A 16400-nucleotide genomic window follows, 5' to 3' on the forward strand; every position below is an offset into this window, starting at 1 on the left:
ACCCGCACAGTCACCAGAACACGACGACGGGAATTTGCTCAGGATGGACGCTGGTGCGATCGGAACGTTTCCCGGGCCCTCGAACGCCCGTCCAAGTCCCCATTTCGGAGACACACAGAGCGGGTTGCGCTCCTTCACCGAATGCAGCGGCTCCGCGGTGGTCGTGCACGTCGGCGGTGACATCGACGCCAGCAACGAGGGCTGCTGGCAGCGCTTGGTCAGCCGGAGCGCGTCGATCGCCATTGCACCGGGCCCGATCGTGATCGACGTGCGTGACCTGGAATTCATGGGCTCGTGTGGCTATGCCGTCTTGGCGCGCGTGGCCGAGCAATGCCAGCGGCGCGGTGTCAGTCTGCGGCTGGTCAGCAACCAGCCGGTGGTCGCCCGGACCATCGCCGCATGCGGCCTAAATAGCTTGCTGCCGATGTATCCCTCGGTGGACACCGCCCTGTCGCCCAACGACTAAACGCCATCGCGAGCGCGGCTGACCAGGCCAGCCACCTCGCGCGCGCATCCCCACGACAACGTCACACCATTGCTGCTGTGACCGTAATTGTGGATGCAGCGCGACCGGCCCAGCTGCTCAGCCTCCACTCTTACCGCCGGGCGGTCAGGACGCAGCCCGGTGATGGTCTCGATCACCTCGGCCTCGCCGAGCCGCGGCTGGATTCGACGGCAGCGTTCGACGATGCGATCGGTCACTGCCGGGTCAGGCGTGAGATCCCAACGGTCGGCGATGCTGATGCCGCCGCACACCACCCGCTGCGGATGAGGAAAATAGCAGGTCCACTCCGAGCCGCTGTCGATTTGCAGAAATAGTTGCTGCAGGCCGGGATTGGACAGCACGACATGCTGACCGAATAGTGGCCGAACGGTGTCGTCGCCGGTCAGCGCCCCGGCGGCCAGGCCGGTGCAGTTGACCACGATCGGCGCCGCGTCGGCGGCCTCGGCCAGCGACCGCACCGGGTGGACCTCGATCTCACAGCCGGCCGCGGTCAGCCTCTGGGTCAGGTAATCCAGGTACTGCGGCATGTCGATCATCGGCATGGTGGCGTGAAACCCGGCGGGGAAACCGGCGGGTATGTCGGGCGGATCAGCCGGCCGCAGGTCGGGGACCAGCTCGGCTGAGGACGACATCGCATCGGACCGGGTCAAGTCGCCGACGATCAGCGCCGGTGCCATCTGCACTCCGGTGGCCGGGGACTCGGCCAGCTCGCGAAACACTTGCAGGGAGTGCGCGGTCCAGGCCAGCGTCTGGCCAGCACGTTCACCCGGCCGTGGGGGAGCCCATACCGCACCCGCCACCACCGACGTGGTCTGCTTGGGCATCTCGGTGGCCCATATTCGCACCTGCCAGCCCGCTTCGGCCAGACACACCGCCGATGTCAGTCCGCTGACGCCGGCGCCGATCACGACCACCTGCTGGCTGGTCGTCATGAGTTCGTCAGGACCCGCGGGATTACGGTACGTGCTGGCCGTTGGGGGCGAGCAGCCCGTTGAGGATGCCCAGGTTGTTTTGCAGCTGGGCGCCTGCGACGGGTCCGGGCACCTCTGCGGGAGGGGCGCCGCCGGTGTTCTGCCACGGCTGGCAGCCGCTGGTCTTGAACGCTTTGTCGCTCGCCTCGATCTGCACCACCTGTGGCTTTTTGCTCATGGCGTTGTCGATGAGGTTGCCGTCTGGGTTGCCGGTCCGCTTCCAATAACATGCGCCGTTGCCGACCGGCCCCGCCGAACTGTAGGTGCCGGGCATGATGTCTTTGCCCACCACATAGGTGCCGTCGTGGTCGATGCTCGTCTTCGGTCCGCCGGGAGGGGGTGCGGCCACCGTCGCCGGCCCGGGTGGGGTTGGCGTCCCCGGCGCCGGTGCGACTGACGGCCCGGGTGCGGCTGACGGCGGCGGTCCGGGTGGAGCACCCCGTGAAGGCCCGGGCGTTGGGGTCGGGCCTGGATCCGCGCCGGCGACATATCCCGAGCCGGCACAAGCAGCCCAACCCGCGATCATCAGACCGGCGGCAGCGAACCTCGCCGCTACGGTTGCGGACTTGAACCCCATGGGTAGCAGATTACCGGGCTGGACAGCCAATCTCGAATCTTTCGATCACCAGCCAGTCACAACCAGGCCGCTTTCATTGCACGCGCGGCCATCAGTCCCGCGTCCGTCGTCGAGATCGGACGGGTTTGACGGAAACGGCCGTCCCGACCGCGCGCCGGCACGCGGAGCGATGGTCGTTTTCGCCGGTATAGGGATGGGTATCCAAGCCAAAACCAAAAGGCGGATCGGCCGGTACGACGAGGAACCTGCGCATAGTGACTTCCGCGCTCAATCACGTTGCGCCGCAGCGGGATTGCAGTTCGGCGGTCGCCGTCAGCAGAGGTGGAGGGGCATAATGCTGTGGCTCGCATGTGTGTTGGCAGTAATCGGCGTGGTGCTGTTCGTGGCGGGTCTCGTGCTCTTCGCCAACGGCTCCGGAGTGGCGCCACACCGCCGTACATCGTCCGATCCCACCGGAGTCAGACGGGCCACCACCCGGGTGGCGTGGCCGGATCTGTTTCGGGGCATGCGGAGATGCCTCACCGTCATGCGCGACGAGTCCGCGAATCGCAGTGACCGACTGGCGGCGGCGGGGTCACTCCTGGTGCTGACCGCGATTGTGGCGGGATTCGTCGCCGTGCTGGCGCTGATAGCCGCGCTCGTGTGAGACAGCCCAGAACCTACGTCAACCGCTTTACCTGCCCGGCATAGCCGAGCGCGTGCTCGTAGGTCTTGAGGTTGTCGCGCGAGATCTTGGCGTGCACCGGGCGTTCCAACAAGAAGCGCAGCACCGGGTTGTAGGCATGGTACGTCTCGTGGAATGTCAGCACCGTGCTGCCGTCCGGCTGTTCCTCGAGTTCGTGATAGCCCTCGGCACGCGACCACAGCGGCGCACCGACCGCCACATATCGCGACAGCTTGTGCAGCTTCGCCTCGGTGACGGTTTCCCACGACCGGCCCTTGCCTCCGGACAGCAAATACTTGGGCACTTCGAAGATGCAGGTGCGGACCAGGCCCTCGCCGGCCTCGTCGCCCTCGTTGAGAATTTCCATGCTGCCCGTCGGCCACTTGAGGACGCGCGGCCGCGGCGAGTTGGGTGGCGCCGGCGGATGCAGCACCCGCCATACCTTCTCCGGGGGTGCATCGACGTGGAAGCGCACGGTGTAGGACTGCATCAGCCTTCTCCTCAGCTGCCTTCCCAGGTGTTCCAGGAAGTGACGGTCTCCGCCGGCGGACGCGTGGCCGGGCGGAAGTCAGTGCCGATCGTGTAGGCCACGGGGAACAGGGCAGCCTGGGTGACGGTTGGCGGGATGCCGAGCAGTTCGCCCACCTCCTGCTCCCTGAACAGATGCATCGTCGTCCACACCGATCCCAGTCCGCGCGACCGCAGCGCAAGCAGAAAGCTCCAGCCCGCCGGAATGATCGATGCCCAGGCCGCCGCGGCGACGCCCAGATCGGCCTTGTCGAATCGCCGGTTCAGGCACGGGATCACATGCACCGGAACCTGGGCCAACGTTTCGGTGAGGCTCAGCGCGCCTGCGTACACGCGCCGTGTCTGCGCATCCGGCGCAGTCTCGGCCGCGTGCGCCAGATACTGCTCGCCGATGCCGCGGTAGATGTCGGCGATCGCCGCACGCTTGCCGGGATCGGTGACGACCATCCAGCGCCAATCCTGCGCGTTGCTTGCTGTGGGTGCCTGCATGGCCAGCCGTATGCACTCGAGGATCACCTCGTTGCCGACCGGCCGGGTCAGGTCAAGCCGTTTGCGCACTGCCCGCGTCGTGGTGAGCAGTTCGTCGACCGAAGCGATGTCCACCCGTCTCCAACCGCCGCCGTCGTTCAGAGATCCAGCGCGCAGGATTGGTCGACGCCCAGCACGGTCAGCGACCGGCCCAAACCCAGAAAAACCGCGACACACAGGGTTAGATCGAGAACCTCGGCGTCGGAGAACGACTCCCGCAATCGTGAGAAGAACGCGTCGTCCAGCGAGGTGTGGTCGGTGGCGAACCGCTCGGCGTACTCGATGACGAGCCGCTGACGCGGCGTATAGCCGGGGTATTCGGCGTAGGCCGCAACATTGTCGTAGAGCTCCGGTGGGATGTGGGCATCCAGCACCGACTGTGCACGGAAACCCGAGCACGCGGTGCAGTCGTTGATCTGCGCGATGCGCATCCTGGCCAGCTCACGTTCCTCGGGCGGCAAGATGCTTTGCTCATACGCGCCGCGGATCATGCGCTCGACCATGCCACCGAGCTGAGGGCGTAGCGACCAGATCATCGCGGCCTCGCCTCCGGGACCGTCCGGCACGTCGAGCCTGGCCATAACTGATCTCCTGCCCGCTAGAGACGGTGCCGTTTGAGCAAACCAGATTCTCGGCGCAGCTGTCCAGATCGCCTAAGGCGCCCAATTTGACATACGTAGACCCGGCGTCGAGTCCGAAACCGCCCCAGGTTACCGTCCGTGGAACGAGGGCGTGGAAAGTGGGACGCCTGTATATGGGAGGTTCCGGCGTGCTGTTCATGCACGAGGTGCACAAGGTGCGCGGACGCGCCGAAGACGATTTCGAAGCCGCTTTCCGGGACGGCTGGATGCCCATGCTCGCCGCGGACGACGACGCGCGGCTGCTCTGGTACGCCGACCACGCGCAGGGGAGCGGTCCGGCGTACACGGTCGTCACCGTTACCGCCATTCAGAACGGAGCCGCCTGGGAGCGTCTCGCTCTGCGGGTGCAAAAAGGTGACCTACAGAAGTGGATGCGCGGTGTCGACGAACTCCGCCACGACGTCGAGGCCAAGCTCCTGGTGCCGCTCGCATGGTCGCCGCTGCAGGAAGTGCCGTTCCACGAGGTGCCGGTCGACGGTCGTAAGCACGACCTGAGTCTCTACATGGAAGACACCATGTGGCCCTACCAGGACAAATTCGAGGAATACATCGACCGTTGCGGTTTGGTCTATGCCAAGAGCCTGGAGCGGCCGTCGTCGATGCTGTCGATCCGGGCCGCGTTCCAGCCCGCGCTCGGCAGCCACCAGCGCCGCGAGGTGACCCTGATGCAGCGGATCCGCCGGCCGGAGGCGCTGCTCGAGCTGCTGCGGAGCCATATTCCCCCGGAACACCGCGCCCCGGGGACCTGGATGCACGATGCTCTGGACTTGCGCGACCAGTGGACGAGCCGCCTGCTGCGCACCTGCTCGTGGTCACCGCTGTATTGACCGACATGAATTATTGAGCGACATGAACACGGGCACGATCATTGACGCCCCCGCGGCCGGCGATCCCAACCGGACCGCACTGATCATCGACGAGCGCAGCGTCAGCTATGCCGAACTGGCCGCGGCGGTCGACCGGTGCGCCGCCGGTCTGGCCGGTGCCGGCGTGACGGCCGGTCAGCGGGTCGCCGTTGTCGACGGCGGTAGCCTCTTGTCGATCGCGACGCTGCTCGGAGCGGCGCGGATCGGCGCAGCGGCCGCACTGATGAACCCCGCGCTGACGCCGTCGGAACTGCGCGGGCTGCTGACGAACGCCGGCTGCGCCGAGGTGGCGGTCGCCGGGCAGCCGTACCTCGGCCGGGTACGCGGTGCGGGGGCGAGGACCGTACTGGCAGACGACGACTTGCTGCGCGGCGACCACGCCGCTGTCCAGTCCGCGACCGCTGTCGATGACCGCGAGGCGTTGGTTCTGTTCACCAGCGGCACCACCGGGCTGCCGAAGGCGATCGGCGTCACCAACCGCCGGCTCGCAATGCGGATCCGCGGAATGGCCGCGCCATTTCGGGTCGACGCGAAACCGTCGATAGGCATGATGTGCGTGCCGTTCTTCCATGTCGGCGGCGCGCTCGGAACGCTCGGCAGTCTGTACTCGGGCAACACCTCGGTGGTGCAAGCGCGCTTCGACGCCGGCGAATGGTTACGTCTGGTGTCCGCACACCGGGTGAGCGCCACATTCCTGGTGCCGACGATGCTGCAGCGCATCCTCGACCATCCGGACTTCGCCGCAGCCGACCTGACATCGCTGGTCGCGATCGCTTACGGGGCCGCCGCCGCACCCGTCGCGCTGGTGCGCCGCGCGATGGCCGCGCTCCCGCACGTGGCGTTCGCCAACGTGTTCGGGCAGACCGAGACCCTGGGCGCCTACACCACGCTGCTGCCGCAGGACCACCGCGATCCGGCGCGGGCCGGATCGGTCGGCCGGCCGCTGCCGGGAGTCGACGTGCGGGTGGTGGATCCGGCCACCGGCACCGATCTCGAGGCGGGCACCGTCGGCGAGCTGTGGGTCAGGTCCACCCAGAACGTCGGCGAAGGCTGGCTGCGCACCGGTGACCTGGCCCGGCAGGACTCCGACGGTTACATCTTCCCGAGCGGCCGATTGAGCGACACCATCAACCACGGGGGAGAAAAGTTCGGCCCGATCGAGGTCGAGGAGGCGCTGCGCTCCCATCCGCTGGTCAGCGATGTCGCGGTGGCCGGGGTCGCGGACGACGAGATCGGCCAGCGGGTGGGGGCGGCGGTGGTGGCCCGCGGACCGGTGACCCTCGACGAGCTGCGGTCACATTGCCGGGAATTGATCGCTTACTTCAAGCTGCCGGAGCGGCTGGCGATCGTCGACGATCTCCCTTACAACGCGACCGGCAAGCTCAACCGCGGTCAGATTGCCACGCTGATCGCGAATCATGGCTGACACCAAGGAGTTTCAGTGCTGTTTCTTCACGAGACCCACAAGGTGATCGGGGCGCGCCAGGACCAGTTCGAGGCCGCCTACCGTGAGGGCTGGATGCCAACCCTGGCCAGAGAGGACACTGCCCGGCTGCTCTGGTACACCAACCACGCCCATGGTTCCGGGGCGTCCTACACCGTGGTCACGATCACCGCGGTCGCCGACGGCGCGGCATGGGAGAACCTGGCACGACGTGCCCAGGCCGGCGACCTCAAGTCCTGGATGCGCGAGCTGGACGACCTGCGCCACGAAGTGACGGGCAAGCTGCTGCTGCCGGTTGTCTGGTCACCCCTGCAGACCGTGGACCTGACGGCGGTGCCCACCGACGGCGCGACGCACCCGCTATCGCTGTTCATGGAAGACACCGGCTGGCCCTACGCCGCACTGGACGACTACATCCGTTCCTGGGACGAGATCTACTATCGCCCGCTGTCCAAGGCGCCGGCCAGGATGCGCATACTCGACATCCAGGCATGTTTCCAGGTCGCGCACGGCAGCTACCGACGACGAGAAGCGATGCTGTGGCAGAAGATCGACGACGCCGACAACTACGCGGCGCTGGTTCACCTGCTGACCAACGAAATCCCGCCGGAGCACCGGGCGCCGGGCAGCTACATGTTCGAGGCGCTGAAGTACCGCGACCAGTGGCAGAGCCGGCTCCTGCGCACGTCGGCCTGGTCACCTCTGTACTGATCTCCGCTGTTGACTCAGCGTTGACGGCGTGTCCCACTCGCGCTTTCTCGCCATACGCGCAGAACCAATTAGACCAGCGGCGCCAAACCTGAACGCACCAGATCCAGACTGGCGGCCACCAGCTCGCCGAGGTCGCCGGTGCACCCGTTGCGGCCCCAATGCTCAACGGCCACGACCAGGGCCGCCGCGAGGGCAGCGCCGGCGACCTCGGCACTGAGTTCGGGATTCGGGACTGTCGGGCGCCTGCCCTTGACGAATTCGGTCAGCACGTGGGCAAACGACGACTGCACCACCCGTAGGTGACCCGCAATGCGCTCGGCACTGATCAACTCCGTGCGCGCGGACGCGGCCTGGCGGACCACTTCGAGGTCGTGTGGGAATGCGGCGACGCTGGCCAGCACCGCGTCGAACAGCGACTCGGAGGCCGGACGCTGGCTGAGCGCCTCGGCGAGCCATTCCAGTTGCGTCTCGTAGTCCTGGAACAGCACCGCCTCCTTGGTGGGGAAGTGGCGGAAGAAGGTGCGCTCGGTAACGCCCGCCTCCTTGGCCAGTTCGGTGACGGTCACGTTCGCAAACCCCTTGCGGGCGAAGCTTTTCAGCGCGGCGCGGCGAAGCGCCTCATGCGTGGATCGCCGGCGTAGCTCGTGCCGGTTTGCCGGCCTGGGGACTTGCGGTGTCATTTCCAAGCGATCGTATCCCCGGAAATTCGCGTCAGAACTGACATCTTCAAATTGTGTCAGAACTGACATATTCTTGGCACGGGTCGTCGACGGGCACCGGGTGCCACCCCATCGGGAGAACAGGGTCACGAATATGGACAAGACAGACTTTGACGCGATCGTCGTGGGCGCCGGGCACAACGGGCTGACCGCCGCCGCCGTTCTACAACGTGCGGGTTTGCGCACGGTATGCCTGGAAGCCAACACCTACGCGGGGGGCATGGCGGCGACGGTGGAATTGATCGACGGCTTCCGCTACGAGATCGCCGGTTCGGTGCAGTTTCCCACCGCGAGCCAAATCACCAAAGATCTCGGGCTCGACACGCTGCCGACGGTGGAACCGGACGTGATGTCGACCAACATCGGTGAACACGGGGAAGAGCCGATGGTCTTCTACCGCGACCCGATACAGCTGATGACGCACCTGAGCGAAAAGCACGGCCTCGAGGCCGTAACCGGTATGGCCGAATTGATCGGGTGGAGTCAGGGTCCCGCAAAAGCGCTCGGCCGCTTCGATGTTCGCCAGCCGCCCAAGACGCTTGACGAGATGTATGCGTGCGCGGCCGACGACACCGAACGCCGGGCAATTCACGAGATGCTGTTCGGCTCGGCGATGGATGTGATCGACCGCTACCTGCCTGACAAGGAAAGGCACGCGGTCATGCGGGGGATGCTCGCATTTCTGGCCGTCAACTCCACCTACCGTGGACCGTATACGCCGGGCAGCGCCACCTGCCTGGCGTTCGCCCTGGCGGTGCCGGACAACAGCACCGCGATGATGACCAAGCTCAAGGGTGGCATCGGCGCCCTCACCGAACACCTGCGTGAGCTCTTTGTCTCCCACGGCGGCGAGATCCGGTTCCGCACCAAAGTTGAAGAGATTCTGGTCGAGAACGGCACGGTCACCGGTGTGCGCTTGCGCGACGGATCTGCGCTCGGCGCGCCGATCGTCGTCTCCAACCTGTCGCCGGACCTCACCCTCACCGAGTTGGTCGGGCCAGAACATGTTCCTGCAGAACTGATTTCGCGTGTGTCCGGAAGGGATCACCGGGCTTCCTTCGTGCAGATTCACTTTGCCCTGGACGGTCTGCCCGAGTTCGCCCCGCCCTATGAGCTGCTGAACGAGGCGGGGATGCAGCAGTCGGTCGGCATCTTCGGGTCTCCGGAAGAGCAACAACTGCAGTGGGAGACCTGCCGCCGGGGCGTCGTGCCGGACAACCCGTCGATGGGGATGCAGATCCCCTCCGTGCACGATCCGAGCATGGCCCCGCCGGGCAAGCATGCGGCCAGTGCGTTCGCGTACGCTTTCCCGGTGGAAGTGGCCCGCGATCAGCACGGCCATCTGAAAAATGAGATGGCACAACGTGTTATCGACAAGATCAGCCGGTTTGCGCCCAACTTCAAGGACATCGTGATACGGCACATCACCTTTGCCCCGTATCACATGAACACGATGTTCGGCGCACCCGCCGGCGACTTCTGTCACGGTCTGCTGCACCCGGACCTGATGGGGCCGAATCGCCCCGGGCCCAAAGGCTTTCTCGACTTTCCAATTCCGATCGATGGTCTCTATCTCGGCGGCGCGGGATGCCATGGCGGCCCCGGTATCACCTTCACGCCTGGCTACAACGCCGCCTATCAGGCACTCGACGACATCGCGTGAGCCGCGCTGTGTTACCCGTGCAGCGCAAGTTCGAAGGTTCCGGTGAGCTGGGCCTGCGCGGTAGCGGCGCCGGCGATCGTCTGCGCCGCTTGGGCACCGGCAAGGTGGCCGGGCAGCTGGTAGTTGTCCGGTAGCTGATACAGCGTGAACCGGTAGTGGTGCCTACCGCTGCCGGCCGGCGGGCAGGGCCCGCTGTAGGAAGTCTGGCCCGCCGAATTCGGCAGCACCTTGCCGCCGCCGGGAGTTTGACCGTCCGGGGTGCTGCCCGAACCGGGCGGGATTCCGGTCACGACCCAGTGGACATACGTGCCGCCGGGGGCATCCGGGTCGTCGACCACCAGAGCCGCGCCCGAGGGCGTCGACCAGGTCAACGGCGGCGCGATATTGGCCCCCTTGCAGCTGTATTGCACCGGGATCGACGCACCATCGGCGAACGCGGGACTCGTGATCGCCAATGGTCCAGTGGGTGGCGCCGCGTTGGCCGTGCCGGCGGAAACCCCGCCGCCGAAGCCGGCCAACGCCATCGCGAGTGCCAGCCCGGCCCCGGCAGATGCGGTTCGACGAAGGGTGCTCACCGCGGTGCTACTTCTTGCCCCTGTTGACCTCGAGCACTCGCTTGCGCAGTCCCTTGGTGGCTTGATCCATGATCCCCTTGGTCCCTTGCTTGATCAGGAAGCCCGGGACCGGAATGGTCAGGTCGATCATGAGCTTGAAGTGCACCTTGGTGGAATCGCCTTGGGGGGTGAGCGTGTACCGGCCTTCCTGCGCGCGTTGGCCTTTGGCGCTCACCAGCGTCCAGCTGACCCCGTCGTCTTCTGTCGAGTAGGCAAGTACCTGCTCGTCGGCAACACCCACCACTTTGACGACCTGCCGGGCCAGGCGCGGACGGCCCTCGTCGTCGCGCTCCAAGACTTCGACCGTTTTGGTCATCGGAAACCACTCGGGCAACTTCTCGAGGTCGTACAACACGTCAAGGATTTCGTCGGGTGTCGCCTCGATGACGATTTCGCGGGTATCGCTTACTGCCATTGCGCAATATTGCCAGATTGCCAGCGCCGACAAGGGCAAATCAGACCGTTGGCTTCAGGGCACCAGCACGACCTTGCCCACGTTCTCCCGCGCCGCCAGGATCCGGTGCGCCTCCGGAGCTTCGGCGAAGGGTACGGCGGCATGCACAATCGGGGCGACCGTGCCGTCGTCGAGGGCCTTGGCCAACGGGGCGATCCACGGTTCGAGCGTGCCCCGGTCGTCCCACAGCCGCAGCATGTTCAGCCCGATGACCGTCTTGGACTCCGAGAGCTGGTCTATCAGGTTGAAGCCACGCAGCATGGCCAGCGCGTGGGGTGCCGCCTTGCGCAGCGAGCGCTTCTCACCCTCCTGCATGTTCGAAATCCCGTAACCGACGAGACGTCCGCCGGGGCGCAACAGATCGTAGGATCGCCGCAGCGACGTGCCGCCCAGCGCGTCTAGCACGATGTCGTAGGGCTCCAGGCCCTTCCACCAGCCGTCGCGGCGATAGTCGATCGCACGGTCCACCCCCAATTCGGCCAGCTTCTGGTGCTTTCCCAGCGATGCGGTGCCGTGCACTTCGGCGCCGGCGGCCTTCGCGAATTGAACGGCCGCGATGCCGACACCGCCGGCGGCCGCGTGGATCAGCACCCGCTCGCCGGCGCGCAGCGACCCGTAGCCGTGCAGGCCTGCCCAGGCGGTTGCGTAATTGACCGGGACAGCGGCGCCTTGCTCGAAGCTCACCCCTTCCGGCAGCACCACGGAGTCGCTCGCCGCGACGTTGACGATTTCGGAGTAACCGCCGAACCGGGTGCCGGCCAGGACACGCTGGCCGACGCGGCTCTGATCAACCCCGGCGCCCACCGCCTCGACCGTTCCGGCGACTTCGTAACCGACCACGGCCGGCAGCTTCGGGGCGTCCGGATACAGCCCGACGCGTGCGAGATGGTCGGCGAAGTTCACTCCGGCGGCGCGAACAGCTATCCGCAGTTGGCCGGGGCCAGGGCCAGGTGGGTCGGGTCGCTGCTGCACCTGCAGGACCGACGGGTCGCCGTGCTTGGTGATGACCACTGCGCGCATTCATTCCTCCTCGGTGAAAACCCGGCGCGGCTCTCACGAGCCGGCAAACCAGGCCGTTTTCACCGAGTGTGTCTGCGGCGGCGGCAGATGCGAATCGGCAGCGCCCAGCGAACCGATCCTGACCGTCCACGTCGGCTGCGACCGGTCGATAGGCGACGCGTCATCCCGCTGTCGATGCTGCGGGACGAGCACGGCGAGGTTTGCGTTGGGACAACCGTAAGCGCCGACCAGGCCGTCGTCGCGCCCGCCCCACGCACCGCCGTTACGCAGGCGGCATTGCGTGCCGTCGTCCAGCAGCAACGCAAACGGCTCGGGCGCGGCCGGCGGCTTCACGTGCGGAAGCGGAGGGGTGTAAGACACCCGGTGCAGCCCTTTGTCCCAGGGATCGTGGAGGCACAGCAGCGATCCCGGGGTCGACCGCCAGCACACGTCGGCCCCGGCCGCGTTGGGCGCGCAGTAGTAGACGTCGTCCGCGACTGCCGCGGGGGAGGCGGCGCAGCCGGAGACCTCGGCGACACTGCCGGCGTCGGGGGCCGCGGGCACCTGCCGGAAATCACTGGCCGGTTGCCCGGTGGCATCGACAGCGATCACCACCACGACCTGGGTGCCGTTGGCCGCGGTGGCGTGCATCGACCCGGCGTTCGTGTCGGGCATCAAGTCGAAGCGGATCAGCAGCCACGTCGCCATCCCCACAACGAGGACCACCAGGGCGACGACCGCGATGATGATCCGTCCGGGAGATCTCCACCCCATGCGCGAATCCTACTGTCCCACAGTGGCTGCACAGCTGCGTTTGTTTCTATGCTCTTTCTATGTATTTCGGCTGGGAGCCGGTGGCCGACGGAGTGTATCGCTGCCGAATGGCGTTCTGCGACGTAACCATCGGCCTGGTCCAGGGCAGCGCTGGAACACTGCTCGTCGACACCGGCACCACACTCACCGAGGCGGTCGCGGTCGGCGCCGATGCCCGGGAGCTGACCGGTGGCCCGGTAACGCATATTGTCCTGACGCACAAGCACTTCGACCATGTACTGGGTTCTGGATGCTTTCCCGAAGCGGAAATGTACTGCGCACCCGAAGTCGTCGAATACCTGTCGTCGGCCGCCGATCAACTTCTCAGTGATGCACTGGCTTACGGCGCGGACGCCGCTGAGGTCGACCGTGCTATCGCGGCCTTGCGGTCGCCCCGGCACGAGATCTACGACGCCACTATCGATCTCGGCGATCGCGTGGTTGCCGTCGCGCATCTGGGTCGCGGCCACACCGATGCGGATCTGGTGGTGATCACCCGTGGCGCCGACAATCGGCTCGTCGTGTTCACCGGCGATCTCGTCGAGGAATCCGCCGACCCGTCGATCGACCACGACTCCGACGTAGCCGCCTGGCCGGCAACCCTGGATCGGCTACTCGCGGCCGTCGGATCGGAGGCTATCTACGTTCCCGGCCACGGAAACCCGGTGGACGCGGAATTCGTACACCGTCAGCGGGATTGGCTGAGCCGGCGCGCACGCTGAGATCGCCGTGGCTGCGGCGAACGGCACCGCAGAAGCTGCCCGATGACTGCCGAAAGGTCTGGCGGACAAGCGATCTGCGGCCGTACGCCGCCAGCCGTGTGAGCGCGCGCAGGGCGCTGTAGAGACCAGACGGCTGAGGCCGCCGCGGGCGCCTCCGCCATGGCCGGGTGCGCTTCACTGACCGATGATTCAACCGCCCAGCCCGGGGATACACTCTGCGTCAGCGGAACCGTGCTGCAGAGGGAGTGTAGAGCCATGGCCATCATCGAATCGGACACTGAAGTCCATTCCCCGTTCGAACAAGACTTTGAGCAAGAGACAGCCGCCACCCAGCGGTACTTCGACGGCCCGCGCTTTGCCGGGATCACTCGCCTGTACACCGCCCGCCAAGTAGTAGAGCAGCGCGGCACCATCCCCACCGACTACACCGTCGCGCGGGAGGCGGCGGGCGCGTTCTATGACCGCCTGCGCGAACTGTTCGCCGAAAAGAAAAGCATCACGACATTCGGTCCGTATTCACCTGGCCAGGCCGTGAGCATGAAGCGGATGGGCATCGAGGGGATCTACCTCGGCGGCTGGGCGACCTCCGCCAAGGGTTCTACCACCGAGGACCCCGGGCCGGACCTGGCCAGTTACCCGCTGAGCCAGGTGCCCGACGACGCCGCGGTGCTGGTGCGCGCGCTTCTCACTGCCGACCGCAACCAGCAATACCTGCGGCTGAACATGACCGAGCAGCAACGCGCCACGAGCCGACAGTACGACTTCCGGCCGTTCATCATTGCCGATGCCGACACCGGCCACGGCGGTGACCCGCACGTGCGCAACCTGATCCGCCGCTTCGTCGAGGTCGGGGTGCCGGGCTACCACATCGAGGACCAACGGCCCGGTACCAAGAAGTGCGGTCACCAGGGCGGCAAGGTTCTGGTGCCATCCGACGAGCAGATCAAACGACTCAACGCCGCCCGCTTCCAGCTCGACGTCATGCGGGTGCCCGGCATCATCGTCGCGCGCACCGACGCCGAGGCGGCCAACCTCATCGACAGCCGCGCCGACGAGCGAGACCAGCCGTTCCTGCTGGGCGCCACCAATCTCAAGATCCCTTCGTACAAGGCGTGCTTCCTGGCAATGATGCGGCACTTCTACGAATTGGGCGCCGAAGAGCTCAACGGTCACTTGCTCTACGCGCTGAGTGACGGAGAGTTCGCGGCGGCACGCGGATGGCTTGAGCGCCATGGAATCACCGACCTGGTCGCTGAGGCGGTCAACACGTGGCGCAAGAACGACGAGACTTCCATCGACGACGTCTACGACGACGTCGAATCGCAGTTCGTCGCCGCTTGGGAAGACGATGCCGGCGTGATGACATACGGCGAGGCGGTCGCCGAGGTCCTGGAATTCGGCGAGAGCGATGACGAGCCACGCGGGATGAGCTCCGAGGAGTGGCGGGCCTTCGCCGCCCGTGCGTCGCTCTACGATGCCCGGGCCAAGGCGACGGAGTTGGGCGTCGACCCGCCGTGGGACTGTGAACTGGCCAAGACCCCGGAGGGCTACTACCAAATACGCGGCGGCATACCCTACGCGATCGCGAAGTCGTTGGCAGCCGCACCTTTCGCGGACATCCTCTGGATGGAGACCAAGACCGCCGACCTCGCCGACGCCCGGCAGTTCGCCGACGCGATCCACGCCGTGTTCCCCGACCAGATGCTGGCCTATAACCTCTCGCCGTCGTTCAACTGGGACACCACCGGGATGACCGACGAGGAGATGAAGCGCTTCCCCGAAGAGCTCGGCAAGATGGGCTTCGTCTTCAACTTCATCACCTACGGCGGGCACCAAATCGACGGTGTGGCCGCCGAGGAGTTCGCTACCAACCTCAAGCAGGACGGCATGCTGGCGCTGGCTCGGCTGCAGCGCAAGATGCGCCTGGTCGAATCGCCCTACCGGACTCCACAGACCCTGGTCGGCGGGCCGCGCAGCGATGCCGCGCTGGCCGCCTCCTCGGGGCGCACGGCGACCACCAAGGCGATGGGCAAGGGCTCCACTCAGCACCAGCATCTGGTGCAGACCGAGGTGCCGAAGAAGCTGCTGGAGGAATGGCTGGCGCTGTGGAGCGACCACTACCAGCTGGGCGAGAAGCTCCGGGTACAACTGCGGCCCCGCCGCGCCGGCTCGGATGTGCTCGAGCTGGGGATCTACGGCAGCGGTGACGAGCAGCTGGCCAATGTTGTCGTCGACCCCATCAAGGATCGGCACGGCCGCAGCATCCTTCAGGTACGGGACCAGAACACCTTCGCCGAAAAGCTGCGGCAGAAGAGGCTGATGACTTTGATCCACCTCTGGCTGGTACACCGCTTCAAGGCCGACGCGGTGATATATGTGACGCCGACCGAGGACAACCTCTATCAGACCTCAAAGATGAAGTCCCACGGCATCTTCAGCGAGGTCTACCAGGAGGTCGGCGAGATCATCGTCGCCGAGGTGAACCACCCGCGCATCGCCGAGCTGCTCAAACCAGATCAGGTGGCGCTGCGCCGGTTGATCCTCAAAGAGGGTTAGACGCAACTCGATTCCCGTCGCCCCGGTTTGGTCCCGTTTGCGCCCGCCCCCGGTTGGGTAGGCACGAGCGAGGACTCGACCAGATTGGGGAGCGTGATGAAATCACAAGCCAGGACGGCCTTTGCGGTGTTCGGAGGTGCCGCCATGCTTGTTGCGGCGGTCGGCTGCGGAGGTGGCGGCAACAAAGGCCCGAGCAGTTCCACAACGCCGACGACAACAGCTCCGTCGTCGTCCAGCGTCGCGCCGTCGTCCGCACCGGGCACCGGGGGGCCCTCCGGCGGTGGCGGACCTGGCGGTGGCGGTGGCGGCGTCACGGGTGGCCCGTCGGGTAGCGGCGGACCCGGCGGCGGAGGCGGCGGCATTCCCGGCGGCCCCAGCGGAGGCGGGGGACCGGGCGGCGGAGGCGGCGGCATCTCCGCCGACGT

The 16400-nt window shown here is 66.4% G+C and carries 18 protein-coding genes and 1 pseudogene; 8 read left to right on the top strand and 11 right to left on the bottom strand.

The genetic code is table 11. The features are described 5' to 3' along the window. Positions 1–43 precede the first annotated feature (43 nt). On the top strand, positions 44–466 hold the full coding sequence (locus A5791_RS22045; RefSeq protein ID WP_082967069.1) for an anti-sigma factor antagonist: 423 nt from the start codon (positions 44–46) through the stop codon (positions 464–466). On the opposite strand, the gene A5791_RS22050 is transcribed toward A5791_RS22045, so the two are convergent. Together A5791_RS22050 and A5791_RS27790 are read right to left on the bottom strand one after the other, a co-directional pair. Then, entirely contained in the window at positions 463–1437 is a 975-nt protein-coding gene (locus tag A5791_RS22050; protein ID WP_067241397.1) for an FAD-dependent oxidoreductase, read from the bottom strand. The two genes, A5791_RS22045 and A5791_RS22050, sit on opposite strands and share 4 nt — an antisense overlap. A gap of 22 nt (positions 1438–1459) precedes the next feature. After that, positions 1460–2053 (bottom strand): hypothetical protein, encoded by a 594-nt coding sequence (locus tag A5791_RS27790; RefSeq protein ID WP_067241399.1) that lies wholly within the window; start codon positions 2051–2053, stop codon positions 1460–1462. A 334-nt stretch (positions 2054–2387) separates the two neighbouring features. Here A5791_RS27790 and A5791_RS22060 point away from each other — a divergent pair, with 334 nt between their 5' ends. Next, entirely contained in the window at positions 2388–2699 is a 312-nt protein-coding gene (locus A5791_RS22060; protein ID WP_067241403.1) for a hypothetical protein, read from the top strand. 13 nt (positions 2700–2712) lie between these two features. On the opposite strand, the gene A5791_RS22065 is transcribed toward A5791_RS22060, so the two are convergent. The 3 genes from A5791_RS22065 to A5791_RS22075 are packed head-to-tail and all read right to left on the bottom strand — an operon-like array spanning position 2713 to position 4354. Then, on the bottom strand, positions 2713–3207 hold the full coding sequence (locus A5791_RS22065) for an SRPBCC family protein (RefSeq protein ID WP_067241405.1): 495 nt from the start codon (positions 3205–3207) through the stop codon (positions 2713–2715). Between the two features lie 11 nt (positions 3208–3218). Further along, the gene (locus tag A5791_RS22070; RefSeq protein WP_067241413.1) at positions 3219–3848 is read right to left on the bottom strand and encodes a nitroreductase family protein; all 630 of its coding nucleotides are present in this window, start codon (positions 3846–3848) and stop codon (positions 3219–3221) included. Between the two features lie 23 nt (positions 3849–3871). Continuing rightward, complete coding sequence (locus A5791_RS22075) at positions 3872–4354, bottom strand: carboxymuconolactone decarboxylase family protein (RefSeq protein WP_067241415.1); 483 nt, start codon at positions 4352–4354, stop codon at positions 3872–3874. A 173-nt stretch (positions 4355–4527) separates the two neighbouring features. Between A5791_RS22075 and A5791_RS22080 the strand changes: the two genes are divergently transcribed. From A5791_RS22080 to A5791_RS22090, 3 genes are read left to right on the top strand one after another with little or no spacing between them, the layout of a single operon-like run. Beyond that, a complete protein-coding gene (locus A5791_RS22080) occupies positions 4528–5241 on the top strand; it encodes a hypothetical protein (protein WP_231995982.1) in 714 nt (237 codons plus the stop codon). A 22-nt stretch (positions 5242–5263) separates the two neighbouring features. Beyond that, positions 5264–6706 carry a class I adenylate-forming enzyme family protein gene (locus tag A5791_RS22085; RefSeq protein ID WP_067241419.1) on the top strand — a complete coding sequence of 481 codons (1443 nt, stop codon included), beginning with the start codon at positions 5264–5266 and terminating at the stop codon, positions 6704–6706. Positions 6707–6721: 15 nt separating this feature from the next. Then, positions 6722–7435, top strand: a complete 714-nt coding sequence (locus A5791_RS22090; RefSeq protein WP_067241421.1) for a hypothetical protein — start codon at positions 6722–6724, stop codon at positions 7433–7435. 68 nt (positions 7436–7503) lie between these two features. Here A5791_RS22090 and A5791_RS22095 read toward each other — a convergent pair whose 3' ends face one another. Next, the gene (locus A5791_RS22095; protein WP_067241460.1) at positions 7504–8115 is read right to left on the bottom strand and encodes a TetR/AcrR family transcriptional regulator; all 612 of its coding nucleotides are present in this window, start codon (positions 8113–8115) and stop codon (positions 7504–7506) included. A gap of 133 nt (positions 8116–8248) precedes the next feature. Between A5791_RS22095 and A5791_RS22100 the strand changes: the two genes are divergently transcribed. Further along, a complete protein-coding gene (locus A5791_RS22100) occupies positions 8249–9817 on the top strand; it encodes an NAD(P)/FAD-dependent oxidoreductase (RefSeq protein WP_067241422.1) in 1569 nt (522 codons plus the stop codon). Between the two features lie 11 nt (positions 9818–9828). Here A5791_RS22100 and A5791_RS22105 read toward each other — a convergent pair whose 3' ends face one another. From A5791_RS22105 to A5791_RS22120, 4 genes are read right to left on the bottom strand one after another with little or no spacing between them, the layout of a single operon-like run. Further along, on the bottom strand, positions 9829–10341 hold the full coding sequence (locus tag A5791_RS22105) for a YbhB/YbcL family Raf kinase inhibitor-like protein (RefSeq protein WP_082967070.1): 513 nt from the start codon (positions 10339–10341) through the stop codon (positions 9829–9831). A gap of 58 nt (positions 10342–10399) precedes the next feature. Then, complete coding sequence (locus A5791_RS22110; protein WP_067241424.1) at positions 10400–10846, bottom strand: SRPBCC family protein; 447 nt, start codon at positions 10844–10846, stop codon at positions 10400–10402. A 54-nt stretch (positions 10847–10900) separates the two neighbouring features. Continuing rightward, positions 10901–11905, bottom strand: coding sequence for a medium chain dehydrogenase/reductase family protein (locus A5791_RS22115; RefSeq protein WP_067241426.1), 1005 nt, complete (start codon positions 11903–11905; stop codon positions 10901–10903). 33 nt (positions 11906–11938) lie between these two features. Further along, the gene (locus A5791_RS22120) at positions 11939–12658 is read right to left on the bottom strand and encodes a hypothetical protein (RefSeq protein ID WP_067241428.1); all 720 of its coding nucleotides are present in this window, start codon (positions 12656–12658) and stop codon (positions 11939–11941) included. 59 nt (positions 12659–12717) lie between these two features. Here A5791_RS22120 and A5791_RS22125 point away from each other — a divergent pair, with 59 nt between their 5' ends. Together A5791_RS22125 and aceA are read left to right on the top strand one after the other, a co-directional pair. Continuing rightward, on the top strand, positions 12718–13419 hold the full coding sequence (locus A5791_RS22125) for an MBL fold metallo-hydrolase (RefSeq protein WP_067241430.1): 702 nt from the start codon (positions 12718–12720) through the stop codon (positions 13417–13419). Positions 13420–13674: 255 nt separating this feature from the next. Continuing rightward, positions 13675–15975, top strand: coding sequence for an isocitrate lyase ICL2 (gene aceA / locus A5791_RS22130; protein ID WP_067241432.1), 2301 nt, complete (start codon positions 13675–13677; stop codon positions 15973–15975). Here aceA and A5791_RS27795 read toward each other — a convergent pair. Further along, a pseudogene (locus A5791_RS27795) lies at positions 15972–16400 on the bottom strand (hypothetical protein); the annotation flags it as partial. The gene aceA and the pseudogene A5791_RS27795 sit on opposite strands and share 4 nt — an antisense overlap.

It is taken from the genome of Mycobacterium sp. 852002-51163_SCH5372311 (assembly GCF_001667115.1).
Taxonomy (GTDB): Bacteria; Actinomycetota; Actinomycetes; order Mycobacteriales; family Mycobacteriaceae; genus Mycobacterium.